This is a genomic window from Amycolatopsis sp. FBCC-B4732, from assembly GCF_023008405.1.
Classification (GTDB): domain Bacteria; phylum Actinomycetota; class Actinomycetes; order Mycobacteriales; family Pseudonocardiaceae; genus Amycolatopsis; species Amycolatopsis pretoriensis_A.
In genome coordinates this window covers 9359126-9373834 of record NZ_CP095376.1, presented here as the reverse complement: position 1 = coordinate 9373834, position 14709 = coordinate 9359126, and the positions used below count along the sequence as shown (strand labels likewise).

16 protein-coding genes are annotated in these 14709 nt (G+C 71.6%); 9 read left to right on the top strand and 7 right to left on the bottom strand.

The features are described 5' to 3' along the window. Positions 1 to 103: 103 nt before the first annotated feature. Complete coding sequence (gene mfd, locus MUY14_RS42705) at positions 104 to 3658, bottom strand: transcription-repair coupling factor (RefSeq protein ID WP_247025507.1); 3555 nt, start codon at positions 3656 to 3658, stop codon at positions 104 to 106. 52 nt (positions 3659 to 3710) lie between these two features. After that, positions 3711 to 4634: an LLM class flavin-dependent oxidoreductase gene (locus MUY14_RS42700; RefSeq protein WP_247018332.1), complete on the bottom strand. Its 924-nt coding sequence runs from the start codon at positions 4632 to 4634 to the stop codon at positions 3711 to 3713. Positions 4635 to 4709: 75 nt separating this feature from the next. Here MUY14_RS42700 and MUY14_RS42695 point away from each other — a divergent pair, with 75 nt between their 5' ends. Continuing rightward, positions 4710 to 5483 carry a helix-turn-helix transcriptional regulator gene (locus MUY14_RS42695; protein ID WP_247018330.1) on the top strand — a complete coding sequence of 258 codons (774 nt, stop codon included), beginning with the start codon at positions 4710 to 4712 and terminating at the stop codon, positions 5481 to 5483. Here the strand turns inward: MUY14_RS42695 and MUY14_RS42690 are convergent. Both MUY14_RS42690 and MUY14_RS42685 read right to left on the bottom strand, forming a co-directional pair. Next, a complete protein-coding gene (locus MUY14_RS42690) occupies positions 5459 to 5815 on the bottom strand; it encodes a DedA family protein (RefSeq protein WP_247018328.1) in 357 nt (118 codons plus the stop codon). The two genes, MUY14_RS42695 and MUY14_RS42690, sit on opposite strands and share 25 nt — an antisense overlap. A 21-nt stretch (positions 5816 to 5836) precedes the next feature. After that, positions 5837 to 6451, bottom strand: coding sequence for a class I SAM-dependent methyltransferase (locus tag MUY14_RS42685; protein ID WP_247018326.1), 615 nt, complete (start codon positions 6449 to 6451; stop codon positions 5837 to 5839). A gap of 132 nt (positions 6452 to 6583) precedes the next feature. Between MUY14_RS42685 and MUY14_RS42680 the strand changes: the two genes are divergently transcribed. From MUY14_RS42680 to MUY14_RS42665, 4 genes are read left to right on the top strand one after another with little or no spacing between them, the layout of a single operon-like run. Next, positions 6584 to 7702 carry a sensor histidine kinase gene (locus tag MUY14_RS42680; RefSeq protein ID WP_247018325.1) on the top strand — a complete coding sequence of 373 codons (1119 nt, stop codon included), beginning with the start codon at positions 6584 to 6586 and terminating at the stop codon, positions 7700 to 7702. Further along, complete coding sequence (locus MUY14_RS42675; protein WP_247018323.1) at positions 7699 to 8355, top strand: response regulator transcription factor; 657 nt, start codon at positions 7699 to 7701, stop codon at positions 8353 to 8355. Before MUY14_RS42680 ends, MUY14_RS42675 begins: the two co-directional genes overlap by 4 nt. A 46-nt stretch (positions 8356 to 8401) precedes the next feature. After that, positions 8402 to 9247, top strand: coding sequence for an alpha/beta fold hydrolase (locus MUY14_RS42670; protein WP_247018321.1), 846 nt, complete (start codon positions 8402 to 8404; stop codon positions 9245 to 9247). A 16-nt stretch (positions 9248 to 9263) separates the two neighbouring features. Then, the gene (locus tag MUY14_RS42665; protein ID WP_247018319.1) at positions 9264 to 10445 is read left to right on the top strand and encodes a sorbosone dehydrogenase family protein; all 1182 of its coding nucleotides are present in this window, start codon (positions 9264 to 9266) and stop codon (positions 10443 to 10445) included. On the opposite strand, the gene MUY14_RS42660 is transcribed toward MUY14_RS42665, so the two are convergent. Then, a complete protein-coding gene (locus tag MUY14_RS42660) occupies positions 10432 to 11328 on the bottom strand; it encodes a hypothetical protein (RefSeq protein WP_247018317.1) in 897 nt (298 codons plus the stop codon). The two genes, MUY14_RS42665 and MUY14_RS42660, sit on opposite strands and share 14 nt — an antisense overlap. A 295-nt stretch (positions 11329 to 11623) precedes the next feature. Between MUY14_RS42660 and MUY14_RS42655 the strand changes: the two genes are divergently transcribed. Next, positions 11624 to 11854 (top strand): hypothetical protein, encoded by a 231-nt coding sequence (locus MUY14_RS42655; protein WP_247018316.1) that lies wholly within the window; start codon positions 11624 to 11626, stop codon positions 11852 to 11854. 232 nt (positions 11855 to 12086) lie between these two features. On the opposite strand, the gene MUY14_RS42650 is transcribed toward MUY14_RS42655, so the two are convergent. Beyond that, positions 12087 to 12758, bottom strand: a complete 672-nt coding sequence (locus MUY14_RS42650; RefSeq protein ID WP_247018315.1) for an SDR family NAD(P)-dependent oxidoreductase — start codon at positions 12756 to 12758, stop codon at positions 12087 to 12089. A 29-nt stretch (positions 12759 to 12787) separates the two neighbouring features. On the opposite strand from MUY14_RS42650, the gene MUY14_RS42645 reads away from it, so the two are divergent. From MUY14_RS42645 to MUY14_RS42635, 3 genes are read left to right on the top strand one after another with little or no spacing between them, the layout of a single operon-like run. Next, the gene (locus MUY14_RS42645; protein ID WP_247018314.1) at positions 12788 to 13291 is read left to right on the top strand and encodes an isochorismatase family protein; all 504 of its coding nucleotides are present in this window, start codon (positions 12788 to 12790) and stop codon (positions 13289 to 13291) included. Further along, positions 13288 to 13680, top strand: a complete 393-nt coding sequence (locus MUY14_RS42640) for an NUDIX domain-containing protein (RefSeq protein WP_247018313.1) — start codon at positions 13288 to 13290, stop codon at positions 13678 to 13680. The genes MUY14_RS42645 and MUY14_RS42640 overlap by 4 nt, the downstream gene beginning before the upstream one ends. Further along, positions 13677 to 14066, top strand: coding sequence for an NUDIX domain-containing protein (locus tag MUY14_RS42635; protein ID WP_247018312.1), 390 nt, complete (start codon positions 13677 to 13679; stop codon positions 14064 to 14066). The genes MUY14_RS42640 and MUY14_RS42635 overlap by 4 nt, the downstream gene beginning before the upstream one ends. Here MUY14_RS42635 and MUY14_RS42630 read toward each other — a convergent pair. Then, entirely contained in the window at positions 14063 to 14656 is a 594-nt protein-coding gene (locus MUY14_RS42630; RefSeq protein ID WP_125312529.1) for a TetR/AcrR family transcriptional regulator, read from the bottom strand. The genes MUY14_RS42635 and MUY14_RS42630 overlap by 4 nt on opposite strands. Positions 14657 to 14709 lie beyond the last annotated feature (53 nt).

Below are 14709 nucleotides of genomic sequence, written 5' to 3'. Positions count from 1 at the left end.
CGCCGCGCGCGGTCCGGGAGCGCAAGCGCCCGGGCGCCGCCGGCCACCCGAGCAAGCAGCGACCCCGGGCACCGCACCGCAATCCCCCGAAAGCCGCGCCTCCCTAGACCGTCGCCGGCTTCTTCGTCAGCTGTCCCAGCAGCTTCGCGCACCAGTCCAGCAGTTCCTCGTCCCGCAGCGTCGGCGCGCCGATCCGGCCGCCCGCCGGGCCCTCGGTCGGCTTCGGCACCGACACCGTGTTCGTCACCGCCTTGTACACCGCCTTCGGGTACAGCCGCTTCAGGCGGACCATCTGCGAATCGGCCAGCGGCAACGGCGCGAACCGGACCGTGTTCCCCTGGACCGCCACCTCCGTCACGCCCGCCTCGCGGCACGTGTGGCGGAAGCGCGCCACCGACAGCAGCCGGTTCACCGGGGCGGGCGGCTGGCCGTAGCGGTCGATCAGCTCTTCGCGCACCGCGTCGAGGCCCTCGGTGTCCGGCGCCGCCGCGATCTTGCGGTACGCCTCCAGCCGCAGGCGCTCGCCCGGGACGTAGTCGTGCGGGATGTGCGCGTCGATCGGGAGGTCGACGCGGACCTCCGCGAGTTCCTCGTCCTCCGCCGGCTCCGCGCCCGCGTGGCGCCGGAACGCGTCGACCGCTTCGCCGACCAACCGCACGTACAGGTCGAACCCGACCCCCGCGATGTGCCCGGACTGCTCCGCGCCGAGGATGTTGCCCGCGCCGCGGATCTCGAGGTCCTTCATCGCGACCGCCATGCCCGCGCCCAGCTCGGTGTTCTGCGCGATCGTCGCCAGCCGGTCGTGCGCGGTCTCCGTCAGCGGGGCCTCCGGCGGGTACAGGAAGTACGCGTACCCGCGCTCGCGCCCGCGCCCGACGCGCCCGCGCAACTGGTGCAGCTGCGCCAGCCCGAGCAGATCGCCGCGTTCGACGAGCAGCGTGTTCGCGTTCGAGATGTCGAGCCCGGTTTCGACGATCGTGGTGCACACCAGGACGTCGTACTCGTTTTCCCAGAAGCCCTGGATGATCTTTTCGAGCTTGTCCTCGTTCATCTGGCCGTGCGCGGTGACGACGCGCGCCTCCGGCACCAGCTCCCGGATGTGCCGCGCCGCCTTCTCGATCGAGGAGACGCGGTTGTGGACGTAGAAGACCTGGCCGTCTCGCAGCAGTTCGCGGCGGATGGCCGCGCCGACCTGCTTGTCGTCGTACGCGCCGACGTACGTCAGGATCGGGTGCCGGTCCTCGGGCGGGGTGAGGATCGTCGACATCTCGCGGATGCCGGCCAGCGACATCTCCAGCGTCCTCGGGATCGGGGTCGCGGACATCGTCAGCACGTCGACGTGCGTGCGCAGCGCCTTGATGTGTTCCTTGTGCTCGACACCGAAGCGCTGCTCCTCGTCGACGATCACGAGGCCGAGGTCCTTGTACCGGATGCCCGTCTGCAGCAGGCGGTGCGTGCCGATCACGATGTCGACCTCGCCGGCGGCGAGCTGCTCCAGGATGAGGTCCGACTCGGTCTTGTTCGTGAACCGGGACAGGCCCTTGATCGTCACCGGGAACGAGCGCATGCGCTCGTGGAAGGTGTTCAGGTGCTGCTGCGCGAGCAGGGTCGTCGGCACGAGCACGGCGACCTGCTTGCCGTCCTGCACCGCCTTGAACGCCGCGCGCACGGCGATCTCCGTCTTGCCGTAGCCGACGTCGCCGCAGATGACGCGGTCCATCGGGACGCCGCGTTCCATGTCCGACTTGACCTCGTCGATCGCGGCGAGCTGGTCGTTGGTTTCGGTGAACGGGAAGGCGTCCTCGAGCTCGCCCTGCCACGGCGTGTCCGGGCCGAACGCGTGCCCGGGCGCGGCCTGGCGCGCGGCGTAGAGCTGGACCAGCTCGGCGGCGATCTCCTTGACCGCCTTCTTGGCCCGGGCCTTGGTGTTCTTCCAGTCGGAGCCGCCGAGCTTGTTCAGCGTGGGCAGCTCGCCGCCGACGTACTTGGACACCTCGTCGAGCTGGTCGGTCGGCACGAACAGCCGGTCGCCCGGGTGCCCGCGCTTGGACGACCCGTACTCCAGCAGCAGGTACTCGCGGGTCGCACCGGCGACCGTGCGCTGCACCATCTCGACGAACCGGCCGATGCCGTGCTGCTCGTGCACGACGTAGTCGCCGTTCTTGAGCGCCAGCGGGTCCACCGCGTTGCGCCGCCGGGACGGCATCTTGCTGGTGAGGTCCTTTGTGGACGTTCCGGCGCCGGACCCGCGGCCGGTCAGGTCCGCCTCGGTGAGCACGACCAGTGCGCGCTCCGGCGAGACGAAGCCGTCCGTCAGGCCGCCGCAGGTGACCGTGACCAGGCCCGCCGCGGGCATCCCGGTGAGGCCGTCGCCGGCCAGCGTCGCCGGGACGTCCGCGCCCGAGAGCTGCTCGACCGCGCGCGCCGCGGTGCCCTGGCCGGCGACGACGAGCACCGCCGTGCCGCCCGCCGCCGTGTGGGCGCGCAGGTCCGTCATCGCACGCTCGAGCTCGCCGCGGTACGCCGGCGCGGCTTCGACGGACACCCGCAGGACGTCCGGGTCTTCGGTGGTCAGCTGGGTCAGCGTCCACCAGGCGCGTTTGGTGTCCTGCGCGTGGGACGCGATCTCGCCGAGCCCGCGGTAGGCGGACGCGCCGAGGTCGATCGGGGCCTGGCCGCCCGCCGCGGCCGTCGTCCAGGACGCTTCGAGGAACTCCTGGCCGGTGCGGACGAGGTCGGCGGCGCGGGCGCGGATCTTCTCCGGGTCGGTGAGCAGCACGTGCGCGCCGACCGGCATCGCGTCGGTGAGCAGCTCGAGCTCGCCTTCGCAGAGGACCGGGATCAGCGCCTCCATGCCCTCGACCGGGATGCCGTCGGCCAGCTTGGTGAGCATTTCGGCCAGGTGCGCGTCCGCTTCGTACGTCTTCGCCAGCTCCGCGGCCTTCTCCCGGACCGGCGCGGTGAGCAGCAGCTCGCGGCACGGGGGCGCGGTGACGCGCGGGATCTCGCCGGGCAGCGACCGCTGGTCGGAGACGGCGAACGCGCGGATCTCGCTGACCTCGTCGCCCCAGAACTCGACGCGGACGGGGTGCTGCGCGGTCGGGCCGAACAGGTCGAGGATGCCGCCGCGGACGGCGAACTCGCCGCGCTTCTCGACCATGTCGACGCGGGTGTACGCCAGTTCGACGAGCCGTTCGAGGAGCTCCTCGAACGGCTCCTCTTCGCCGACGACGAGGTCGATCGGCTCGAGCGAGCCGAGGCCGGGCGCCATCGGCTGGATCAGGCTGCGGACGGTCGCGACGACCACGCGCAGGGAGTCGTCCCCCTTCTTGAGCCGGTGCAGCACCTCCAGGCGGCGCCCGACGGTGTCCGCGCGGGGCGAGAGCCGCTCGTGCGGAAGGGTCTCCCAGCTCGGGAAGTCGGTGACGCGGTGCTTGCCCAGCAGCGCGCCGAGGGACGCGGTCAGCTCGTCGGCCTCGCGGCCGGTGGCGGTCACGGCGAGCACGGGTTTGCCCGCGCCGTCGTCCGCCGCGAGGGCGGCCGCGACGAGCTGCCGGGCGGCGATCGGGCCCTGCAGTTCGAGCAGCGGCGCGCCGGCGCGCTCGACCACGCCGCGCAGTGCCGGGTCGGGAAGGATGGCGGTGAGGAGTCCGGACAATGGAGCTTCGGTCACGATCCCAGCCTACGTGCCACCCCCGACAAGTTTCCGGTCACCGCTGGTCGCGCAGCAGTTCCGCCACCTCCGCGACCCTGCTCAGCTGTTCGTCGAACACCTTCGGGTCGGTGCTCGCGATCCGCAGCAGAACGTGCTCCGCGCCTTCGTACTCCCGCAGCCGCGAAGCGACCTCCGCGGCGCTTCCGGTCACCTGCATCTGGATGCCCTGGACGAAGTCGGCGGGCATCCCGTAGTTGCGCAGGCAGTACTCCTCGAGCAGCTCGCCGCCCCGCACGGGATCGTCCTCGACCAGGACCGTCGCGAACAACGCGGGCGTCACCGCGCGTGCCGCCCGCGCGCGGATCCGGGCCAGGCCGGACACGTAGTCCGCGGGATCGGGCGGGTACGGCAGCCAGCCGTCGTAGAGCCGGCCGACCCGCTCCAGCGCCCCCGGCGTGTACGCGGCCAGCCACACCGGCGGGCCGCCGTCCCGCGCCGGCGAGGGGAACGCGGGCAGGGAGTCGTAGTGCAGGACCTCGCCGTGGAACGACGATTCGCCGCGCCACGCCGCCCGCCACAGGCCCACGATGTCGTCCAGCCGGGCCCGCCGCCGCTCCCACGGCACCCCCACGAACGCGAACTCCGGCTCGCTGCGCCCGGCGAACCCCGCGCCGGCCGCCACCGTGAGCCGGCCGCCGCTGAGCAGGTCGAGCGACAGCAGCTGGTTCGCCGAGAGCACCGGGTCCCGCAACGCCGGGAGCAGCGCGGACGTCCCCAGTGTCACCCGGGAAGTCCGGGCGGCGAAGGCGCTCAGCATGGTGAACGCGTCCAGCGGCGCCCGCGCGAGGGTGTCGCCCACCCACACCGAGTCGAGGCCGAGGCGTTCCGCTTCGACGGCGACGCCGACCAGCTCGGGCGCGGTCCGCCCGGCGTCGAGGATGGGCTGGTAGGTCGGCACGACCAGGCCGTATTTCGTCATGGCCGAAGCGTCGCGGAAAAGGGGGTATGCCCTCAATTCCCCGCGGGGAATGGACCGGACGAGCAGGATGGGGCCGTGGACTTCGGAACGGCGCTCAAGGACTGGCGCACGCGGCGGCGGCTCAGCCAGCTCGACCTGGCGTTGCGCGCGGGCACGACGCAGCGGCACGTGAGCTTCATGGAAAGCGGGCGGTCGGTGCCCGGCCGCGGCATGGTGCTGCGCGTTGCCGAGTCCCTCGAACTGCCGCTGCGCGAGCGCAACGGCCTGCTCCACGCCGCCGGCTACGCCCCGACGTACCCCGAGACGCGGCTCGGCGACCCGGCGATCCGGCCGGTGCTCGACGGGCTGCGGCGGCTGCTCGACGGCCACCGCCCCTACCCCGCGATCGTCGTCGACCGCTACGGCGTGCTCGTCGCGAAGAACGACGCCTTCACGCTGCTCACCGAGGGTGTCGCGCCGGAACTGCTCGAAGAACCGGTCGACACGCTGCGGCTCGCGCTGCACCCGCGCGGGATGGCGCCGCGCGTGCGCAACCTCGACGACTGGGCGCGGCACATCCTCGAGCGCCTCCGCAACGACCTCGCCCGCATCCCGGACGAGCGGCTGGCCGCCCAGCTCGCCGAGCTGGAGGGCTACCTGCCGCCGTCGACCGCGCCGGGCCCGGAGCACCTGGGGTTCGCGGTGCCGGTCCGGCTGGCCAGTTCCGCCGGCGAGCTGCGGCTGATCACGGCGATCACCACGTTCGCGACGGCGGCGGACGTGACGGTGTCGGAGCTGAAGCTGGAGACCTTCCTGCCCGCGGACGCCGAGACCGCGGAACGGCTTCAGAGGACCAGCGCCGTCGTGTGACCGATCAGCAGTTCCGCGCCCGCCCACAGCACCGCCGCCGCCACGCTGCCCGCCGCGAACCGGCGGTACGGCATCGCCGCCGAGCCCGCGACGCGCGGCACCAGCGTCCGCAGCCCCACCAGGCAGCGGCCGGCGATCACCGCCGGGACGCCGTACCGCGCGAGCCGCGGCCCCCAGTGCCGTCCTTCGAAGTAGGCGAGCTGGTCGCCGAGGACGGCCGCCGCGATCACCAGCGCGCAGACCAGGTAGACGACCGCCGGGGGCCGCGTTGCCGATCCGGCCGAAAGTAGGCCGGCCCCTGAACGGTACGTAACCGTTGCCACGCGGGTCATCCGGCCGTGGCTGTGGTCGGATCAGCGACGATCGGCACAGTAAGCAGCGGCCGCAGCAGGCTGTCCACGCCGGGCCCTCCCCACCGCGACCGGGAGCGCCGCGCGGTAGACGAACGCGGGCGGCAGGTTGCCCCAGACCACAGGAGTCCTTTCCACGACGGCGAAACGGCTTCGCAGTGAAGCGGCGAAGCGGCGCGCGGGCGGGGTCCAGGCCGCGTGGGCGTACGCGAACGTCGTGAACCGGCCGGCCGGGGCCAGTGCCGCGACGACCGCGTCGAGGATGCGCTGCTGCCGGGCCGCGGTCATGGCCGTCCACGGCAGCCCGGAGACGACGACGTCGACGCCGGCCGGCTCGAGGTGTTCCGCCGAGCCGGTGACGACGTCGACCTGCGGAAAGCGTTGGCGGAGCGCGTCGGCGAAACGCGGGTTGATCTCGACGGCGGTCAGGCGCGCTTCGGGGCGGAGCAGCGCGAGGACCGCTTCGGTGAAGACGCCGGTGCCCGGGCCGAGTTCGGCGACCCTCGTCGCGCGTTCCAGGCCGAGGCCCGCCGTCATCGGTTCCGCCAGGCGCGGCGAGCTGGGCGCGATCGCGCCCGTCAGCAGCGGGTGGCGGAGGAATTCACTGGTGATCGACATGGTCCCGACGCTAGGAACGGCGGGGGTGGCCGCGAATCCACCGGATCGACCGGTCGTGTCCTCCTTCGGGAGGACCCGGTCGGACCGAAGTGATGACGACGCGGGCCGGGTCGCCGCGTTACGTTCGGTGGCGTGGAACGACTCGTGAAGTGGGTGCGCGGACACCGGTGGACAGTGGATCTCCCGCTGTACGCGGTGTTCCTGTTCCTCGCGCCGAACTGGGCCGGGGACACCCCCTGGGCGGTCCGCGCGCTCTCGATGGTCTTCGTGCTCCCGGTGGTCGTGCGGCGGCGGTTCCCGCGCACGGCCGCGGTGCTGATCGTCGCCGGGGCCGCGTGCGTGTACCTCAACGAGATCTGGGCGTACGACCGCGGCCGCACCGAACTGGCCATGGCGGTCGTGCTGTTCAACCTCGTGAAGCTGGGCGACCGGCGGTTCGCCGCGGTGATCGCCGTCGCGGTCTTCGCGCTCGGCTGGGAGTGGGGCTTCCTCTGGGGTACCTACACCGACAACCCGACCATCACCATCATCGGCATCTGGCCGCTGCACATCGCCGCGTGGGCGCTCGGGGAGTTCTTCCGCGCCAAGGAACAGCTGACCGCGGAGGAGGAGAAACGCGGCGAAGCCCAGTCGCGCGCCGCGGTCGCGGAGGAGCGCACCCGGATCGCGCGCGAGCTCCACGACGTCGTCGCGCACAGCATGAGCGTGATCGTGCTGAACGCCGAAGGCGCGAAGCTCGCCCGGCACCGCGATCCCGCGGTCGTCGACCGCACGCTCGACACGATCGTCCACACCGGCCGGGACGCGCTGGCCGAACTGCGGCGGCTGCTCGAAGTCCTGCACGCCGGCCAGGCGGCACGCAGTCCGCAGCCGACGCTCGACGAACTGCGCGAGCTCGTCGGGCAGTCCGGGCGGGACGTCGCGCTCGACGTCACCGGTGACCCGGGCGAGCTGCCCGCGAGTGCCGCGCTGCAGGCGTACCGGATCGTCCAGGAGGCACTGACCAACATGATCAAGCACGCCCCGGCCGACGCGACGGGCCACGTCCGCGTCGCCTTCGAGCCACCACGGGTCCGGATCGAGGTGACGAACACCGGCGGCCGCGCGTCGCCGGCCCCCGCCCTGCCGTCGTCCGGGCACGGGCTGACCGGGATGCGCCAGCGCGTCGAGATGTACCACGGCGAACTGACCACCGGGCCGCTGCCCGACGGCGGGTACCGCGTGTGCGCGAGCCTGGTGGTCGGGCAGTGACCACCCGGATCCTGCTCTGCGACGACCAGCAGCTGGTCCGCGTCGGGCTGCGGATGATCGTCGAAAGCCAGGACGACCTCGTCGTCGCGGGCGAGGCGGCCAACGGCGAGGAGGCCGTCGCCATGGCCCGGGAGCTGCGGCCCGACCTGGTGCTGATGGACGTCCGGATGCCGGTGCTCGACGGCGTCGCGGCGACCGCGCGGATCTGCGCCGAGCTGCCGGAGGTGCGCGTCCTGATCATCACGACCTTCGACCTCGACGAGTACGCGTACGCGGCGTTGCGCGGCGGAGCCAGCGGGTTCCTGGTGAAGGACGCGCCGTCGGAAGAGATGCTCGTGGCGATCCGCGGGGTGCTGCGGGGTGACTCGATGGTGTCGCCGTCGGTCACGCGGCGGCTGCTCGACCGGTACCTCGCCGACGAGCGCGACCCGGTGGACACCGCCCGGCTCGGCGCGCTGACCGACCGCGAGAAGGACGTGCTGGGGCTCATCGCGCGCGGGCTCTCGAACGGCGAGATCGCCGCGAAGCTCTACATCGGCGAGACGACGGTGAAAACGCACGTCGGGCGGATCCTCGGCAAGCTGCGGCTGCGCGACCGGGTGCACGCGGTGGTGTTCGCCTACGAGTCCGGGCTGGTGCGCCCAGGTTCCTGATCGCTCCCTATCTAACTCGCTTGGAGGGTAGTTTAGAGTAATTTGCATGACGATCTACAAGAGTGAAGCGGGAGCGCGCCTGCTCACGGAGCGTTACCTCGGCGCCCTGCGGGTCTGGCCCGTCCCCCACGAGGAAGTGCGGGTGCCGACGCCGGCGGGCGAGACATTCGTCCTGGTGTCCGGCCCGGAGAGCGCACCGCCGCTGGTGCTGCTGCACGGCTCCGGGAGCAACTCGGCGGAGTGGGCCGAGCGGATGCCGGAGCTGGCCGGGGCGTTCCGGGTGTACGCGGTCGACGTCATCGGCGAGCCGGGGCTGAGCGCCGAGGCGCGGCCACCGCTCGAGGGTGACCGGTACGCGGCGTGGCTGGACGCGGTGCTCGACCACTTCGCGGTGGCCCGGTCGGCTTTCCTGACGTCGTCGTTCGGCGGCTGGCTCGCGCTCGACTACGCGATCCGGCGGCCCGCGCGCGTCACGGCGCTGGCGCTGCGGTGCCCGATCGGGCTGGGCCCGATGAAGAAGGGCTTCGTCGTCAAGGCCGTGCTGCTGGGGCTGCTGGGCGAGAAGGGGCGGCGAAAGTCCGTGGCGGGGGCGCTGGGCGAGCCGGAGTCGTCGCCGATCGTCGAGCACCAGCTGCTCGTGGCGGCGAACTACCGGTACCGCACCGGGCCGTTCCCGGTCTTCGGCGACGCGGCGCTGGGTGGGCTGGCCATGCCCGTGTACGCGGTCGCCGGGGCGGCCGACGCCATGGTCGACTCCGCGACGACGAAACGGCGGCTCGAGGCGGCCGGCGCCGAGGTCGACCTGCTGCCGGGCGCCGGGCACTACCTCCCGGACGCGCGCGACCTGGAGTTCCTGACGCGCGCTGTGGCGAACGGTGATTTCACCGGTTGATGGCAGGATGAACCCTATGCGGCGTGTGCTGGGTCTCATCGGTGTCGTGTCCGTGCTGGTCGCGGGCTGTACGGGGGCGGCGAGCGAGCCGGTCCAGAGCGTCCCGCCCGCGGCGACCCCGGCGGCCACGAGCGGGAAGTTCAAGGTCGAGACGGTGACGGCCGGGCTCGAGCACGGCTGGGACATCGGGTTCCTGCCCGACGGCGGCATCCTCGTACCGCAGCGGCCCGGCAAGCTCGCGCTGGTCCGCGGCGGGACGGCGACGGAAGTCCGCGCCGACTTCTCCGACGTCCTGGTCCAGGGCGAAGGCGGGCTGCTCGGCATGGTCGTCAGCCCCGACTTCGCGACCAGCCGCGAGTTCATCACGTGCCAGGACCACCAGGAGGGCGGCAAGGCCGTCGACATCCGGCTGGTCACGTGGAAGCTGGCCGACGACGCCGCGAGCGCGACCAAGGTGAAGAACCTGCTTACCGGCCTGCCGGTGAACCCGAGCGGCCGCCACTCCGGCTGCCGCCCGACGTTCGCCCCGGACGGTGCCCTGCTCGTCGGCACGGGAGACACCGCCCGCGCGTCGATCGCCCAGGACCGCCACTCCCTCGGCGGCAAGGTCCTGCGGCTGGACGCGAAGACCGGCAACCCGTTGCCGGACAACCCGTTCATCACCTCGGCCGACCCGCACGAGCGGCTGATCTACACCTACGGCCACCGCAACGTCCAGGGCGTGGCGATCCGCCCGGGCAGCGGCCAGGTCATCACAGCCGAGCACGGCCCCACCTTCGACGACGAGGTCAACCTCCTCAAGCCGGGCGCCAACTACGGCTGGGACCCGTCCAAGGGCGGCACGGACTCGAGCTACGACGAGAGCGTCCCGATGACGGACCTCAAGCGCTTCCCGGACGCGGTGAGTCCACTGTGGACCTCCGGCAAGATCACCGAGGCGATCAGCGGCAACGCCTTCCTGACCGGCCCCCAGTGGGGCAAGAACGACGGCGCACTGGTCGTGGTGGCACTGAAGGGCCAGAAGCTCCTGCTGTACCACTTGGACCCGGCGGGCAAGGTCCTGGACGTAACCCTCCCCCCGGAGTTCGACGACAAGTTCGGCCGCCTCCGAGCCGCCCGAAGCGGACCGGACGGCGCCCTGTACGTGACGACTTCGGACGGAACGGACGACAAGCTGCTGAAGGTCACGCCCGCCTGAGCCCCTCGACAGCGGAGATCCACTCCGCCAGGTAGGCGTGGGCGTCGTGTTCGGTGTCCGGACGTCCCAGCAGATGCGGGCCCTCCTTCACCAGCCGGAGAAGGTGCCCGGCCAGATTCGCCATGGAGCGGTCGAGACACGAGACAACACCTGTCGCATAGCCCCGCGTGCGCAACGAGTGGGCCGCCCGCATGAGCAACAGATCACGCATGCCCAGCGCGTCGATCTCCGCGCGCAACCGGGCCAGCCCCGGCGTATCCGGCATCTGCAAGGCGTGGAAGAAGTAAAAGGCGCCGAAGCCGTTCAGCAGGTCGGAGACCGTCCGAGCCGCGCGAAGCTCATCGGCGGTCGCCCGACGCACCGCCTCGATCGGATCGTAGCTCGCGATCGCGCGCATCGCCGCTTTCAGGTTCGGACCGCCCGAAGGCGATTCGAACAGTTCCGCCAACGAATCCGCCGAAATCGTCTCGGCCGAAAAGAGACGGGCGAACACCGCGAAGTAGAGGTCCGGACCGAGCTCGTCCATCCCCCAGGCGGTCGCCGCGGTCAGCTGGATCGTCGCCGAGCGCAGCTCGTCGGGCGTCCCCGCACCGTCGGGAAGGTCGTCCCCCGCGAGGAGCGCGCTGCGCACCAGTGCCGGATCAAGGGGACGCTCCAACGCGCCGTGCCTTTCGACGAAGTCGTCGATGACCCGGTACACCTCGTCGCGATCCTCATCGGTCTTCGCCGCACGAGCACCCCGGAGCAGCGAATAGAACGGATCTCCTTCGAGGACCCAGGTCAGCGCGTCCCGCACCGCGTCGTCCGGGGGTTCCGGTACCGGTGTCCCGTTCAACGCGGGGCGCCCGGCGTCGGCGAACCAGTCCACCACGGCGAATCGCACGTCCCGCCCTTGCCGGGTACGCCTGGCCAGCGCTTCCGCGGCCTCGAGCGCTCCCGTTCGGACAGCCGAAGTCGCGCCGGGCCCACGTCCGCGACCACGGCGTTCGTTGCGGGGCACCAGGCCACGTGCCCGCCAGCGCTCGAGCTGGGCCGGCGACACCCGCAACCCCCGTGCGGCCAGCTCGCCGAGCAACGCACGGTCGGCGACGCTCGGACCACTCCGGACCATGGCACTCACTTTAGAACCCCGCGAAGTCCCTTCGGAAAAACTCCGGCGCGTCTGGCTGACTGTCCCCATGAAGTCAGCGGACGCACGCCGGGGAGCCGCCCGGCACTTGGTCGTGTCGGGCACCGTCGCCGCGATGGCCGGTGACCGGCTGGTGCTCCTCCTGGGCGCCGGTGTGCTCGTCGCGGTGCTGTCGGTCGTCGCCGTCGTCGCTCTCGCCACGGTGTTCGCCCCGAAGCGATCGACCCGGCGTTCCGCCGCCCGCACCCTCGACAAGCTGCTGCGGATCCCGCCCGCGTGATCATGGAAAAAACACACCGAGCCGGTGCCCGGGACACTGTCGCCCCGGCGCTTGAACGCGGAACATGGTTCGTACCAAGAGTTTTCGCCCGCCCCCGACGAGTGTTGGACGCGGTCCGAAGATAGCGTTCCCGCGGCAGCACCGCGCCGGTCCCCGGGCGCCATCGCCGACCTGGCGATCGGGGACCGGCCTCCAGCCACGATCCCCGGCTCCGGCCGGGGCCCGGAAGCCTTCAGTTGCCCAGGTGAGCCCCGCCGTTGACGTGCACCACCTGGCCGGTGACGTGCCCGGCGGCGGGGCTCGCCAGAAACGCCACCACCGCCGCCACGTCTTCCGGTGTGCCCGGTCGCTTGTTCATCGTGTTGCCGACGAGCCACTCGCGACGGCGGTCGCTGAGCTGCCCGTGGAAGAACTCCGTGTCCCCGACCAACCCGGGCGCGACGACGTTCGCGGTGATCCCGCGCGCCCCGAACTCCCTGGCCACGCTCACGTTCCAGCCCTCGACCGCGGCCTTCGCCGCGCCGTACGAGCCCGCGCCGGTGTGGGCGGCGATCGAGCCGATCGTCACGATCCGGGCGCCGTCGGCGAAACGCTCGCGCAACGCGTGCGTCACCAGGGCCGCACTGACCACATTGGACCGGAGGTTCCGCTCGAACGCAGCCGCGAAGCCGGCCAGCCCTTCGCCGCCGGTGTCGAGGAAGTCCGTGTTGCCGCCGGCGTTGTTGACGAGCACGTCGACGCGGTCCGGCAACTCCGCCAGTGCGGCTTCGACGGCCGCGGGGTCGGCGGCGTCGAACACGACGGGCCGCGCGCCCAGGAGCGTCGCGGCTTCGGTGAGCACCTGTTCGCGGCGGCCGGTGATCGTGCCGCCGCCGGTCACCACGACTTCCCTGTTGTTCCCCATGCCCCGACCCCAGTGCCTAGGATCAGGGCATGACCAAGATCGATCCGGCCACGTCCGCGCTCGTGCTCGTCGACCTGCAGGAGCGGATCGTCGCGTTGCCGACCACGCCGTACCGCGGCGAAGACGTCGTCGCGAACGCGCTGCGCCTGCGGGACGCCTTCCGCGGGGCGGGCGCGCCGGTGGTGGTCGTGCAGGTGTCCCGGCCGGACAACCCGCCGGGCAACGAACTGGTCTTCGACGCGCAGGACGACAAGATCGTCACGAAGTACACGATCGGCGGCTTCGCCGGCACCGACCTGGACGAGTTCCTGCGCGGCAAGGGCGTCCGCACGGTGTACTTCGGCGGCATCGCGACGGAGTTCGGCGTCGAGTCGACCCTGCGCGCGGCTTCCGACCACGGCTACGACACGGTGGCGGTCTCCGACGCGATGACAGCGCTTTCCGAAATCTCGCACGAGAACGCGATCACGAAGATCTTCCCGCGCCTCGGCACGGTCGTGACGACGGACGAGGCGCTGGCAGCCCTGTCGTGATCGACAAGGTCGCGTGGGTGCACTTGGTGGACGGCAAGGTCCTGGCCGCGCGTTCGAAGGGCAAGGACAAGTTCTACCTCCCGGGCGGCAAGCGCGAGCCCGGCGAATCGGATGCCGAGACGCTCGTCCGCGAGATCCGCGAAGAGCTGGACGTGGAGATCACGCCGGAGTCGATCGCGCCGGCGGGCACGTTCGAAGGCCAGGCGCACGGCAAAGCGGCGGGCACGGTGGTCCGGACGACGGCCTACACGGCGGAGTACCGCGGAACGCTCAAGGCGAGCAGCGAGATCGAGGAGATCGCGTGGCTCACCCACGCGGACCGCCCGCGGGTTTCCCTGGTCGCCCAGCTGATCTTCGACCACCTGCACGACAACGGCGAGCTGCGGTGATCGACAAGATCGCCTGGCTCCACCCGGTGGACGGCCGGATCCTCAGCACGCGCTCCCGCGGCAAGGACGTGTACTACCTCCCGGGCGGCAAGCGCGAGCCCGGCGAATCGGACACCGAGACGCTCATCCGCGAGATCCACGAAGAACTCGACGTGGCGATCACCCCCGAGTCGATCGCCCCGGCAGGCGTCTTCGAGGCGGAGGCGCACGGCCACGCCGGCATCCCCGTCCGGATGACCTGCTACACCGCGGATTACCGGGGAACGCTCGCCGCGAGCAGCGAGATCGAAGAAGTCGCCTGGCTGACCTACGCCGACCGGGACCGGGTCTCGGCGGTGGACAAGATCATCTTCGACCACCTGCACGAAACCGGCGAGCTCAGCTAGCCCAGCCGCAGCTTCGGCTTGTGCTCCAAGTGGGACAGCCCGTTCCACGCCAGGTTCACCAGGTGGGCCGCGACCTCGTCGCGCTTCGGCTTGCGCGCGTCCAGCCACCACTGGCCGGTCAGCGCCACCATTCCCACCAGCGCCTGTGCGTACAGCGCCGCCAGTTTCTCGTCGTACCCGCGGGCCGCGAACTGCTGGGCCAGGATGTGCTCGACCTGGCTTGCGATGTCGTTCAGCACCGTCGAAAACGTGCCCGTCGAGCTCGCCACCGGGGAGTCGCGGACCAGGATGCGGAAGCCGTCGTGAGAATCCTCGACGTAGGACAGCAACGCCGTCGCCGCCTGTTCGAGCATCACGCGGGGGTGGCCGCCGTGCAGCGTCGAGACCATGCGGTCCAGCAGCAGCTGCGTTTCGCGGTCGACGACCACCGCGTAGATACCCTCTTTGCCGCCGAAGTGTTCGTACACCACGGGTTTCGACACGTTGGCGCGGTGCGCGATCTCCTCGATCGACGTGCCGTCGAAACCCTTCTCGGCGAACAGCGCCCTGGCCACGTTCAGCAGCTGACGGCGCCGTTCGCTGCCGGTCATCCGCACCCTCGTCACCGGGGCGGCCGGACGTGCCCCGGTGACCTGCTGCTCAC

What these genes read in the sequence shown, in the direction of transcription:
- MUY14_RS42700 (WP_247018332.1), bottom strand. Translation starts at nt 4,634, where the DNA reads ATGACGAAATACGGCCTGGTCGTGCCGACCTACCAGCCCATCCTCGAC.
- MUY14_RS42690 (WP_247018328.1), bottom strand. Translation starts at nt 5,815, where the DNA reads ATGACCCGCGTGGCAACGGTTACGTACCGTTCAGGGGCCGGCCTACTT.
- MUY14_RS42685 (WP_247018326.1), bottom strand. Translation starts at nt 6,451, where the DNA reads ATGTCGATCACCAGTGAATTCCTCCGCCACCCGCTGCTGACGGGCGCG.
- MUY14_RS42670 (WP_247018321.1), top strand. Translation starts at nt 8,402, where the DNA reads ATGACGATCTACAAGAGTGAAGCGGGAGCGCGCCTGCTCACGGAGCGT.
- MUY14_RS42665 (WP_247018319.1), top strand. Translation starts at nt 9,264, where the DNA reads ATGCGGCGTGTGCTGGGTCTCATCGGTGTCGTGTCCGTGCTGGTCGCG.
- MUY14_RS42655 (WP_247018316.1), top strand. Translation starts at nt 11,624, where the DNA reads ATGAAGTCAGCGGACGCACGCCGGGGAGCCGCCCGGCACTTGGTCGTG.
- MUY14_RS42650 (WP_247018315.1), bottom strand. Translation starts at nt 12,758, where the DNA reads ATGGGGAACAACAGGGAAGTCGTGGTGACCGGCGGCGGCACGATCACC.
- MUY14_RS42645 (WP_247018314.1), top strand. Translation starts at nt 12,788, where the DNA reads ATGACCAAGATCGATCCGGCCACGTCCGCGCTCGTGCTCGTCGACCTG.
- MUY14_RS42630 (WP_125312529.1), bottom strand. Translation starts at nt 14,656, where the DNA reads ATGACCGGCAGCGAACGGCGCCGTCAGCTGCTGAACGTGGCCAGGGCG.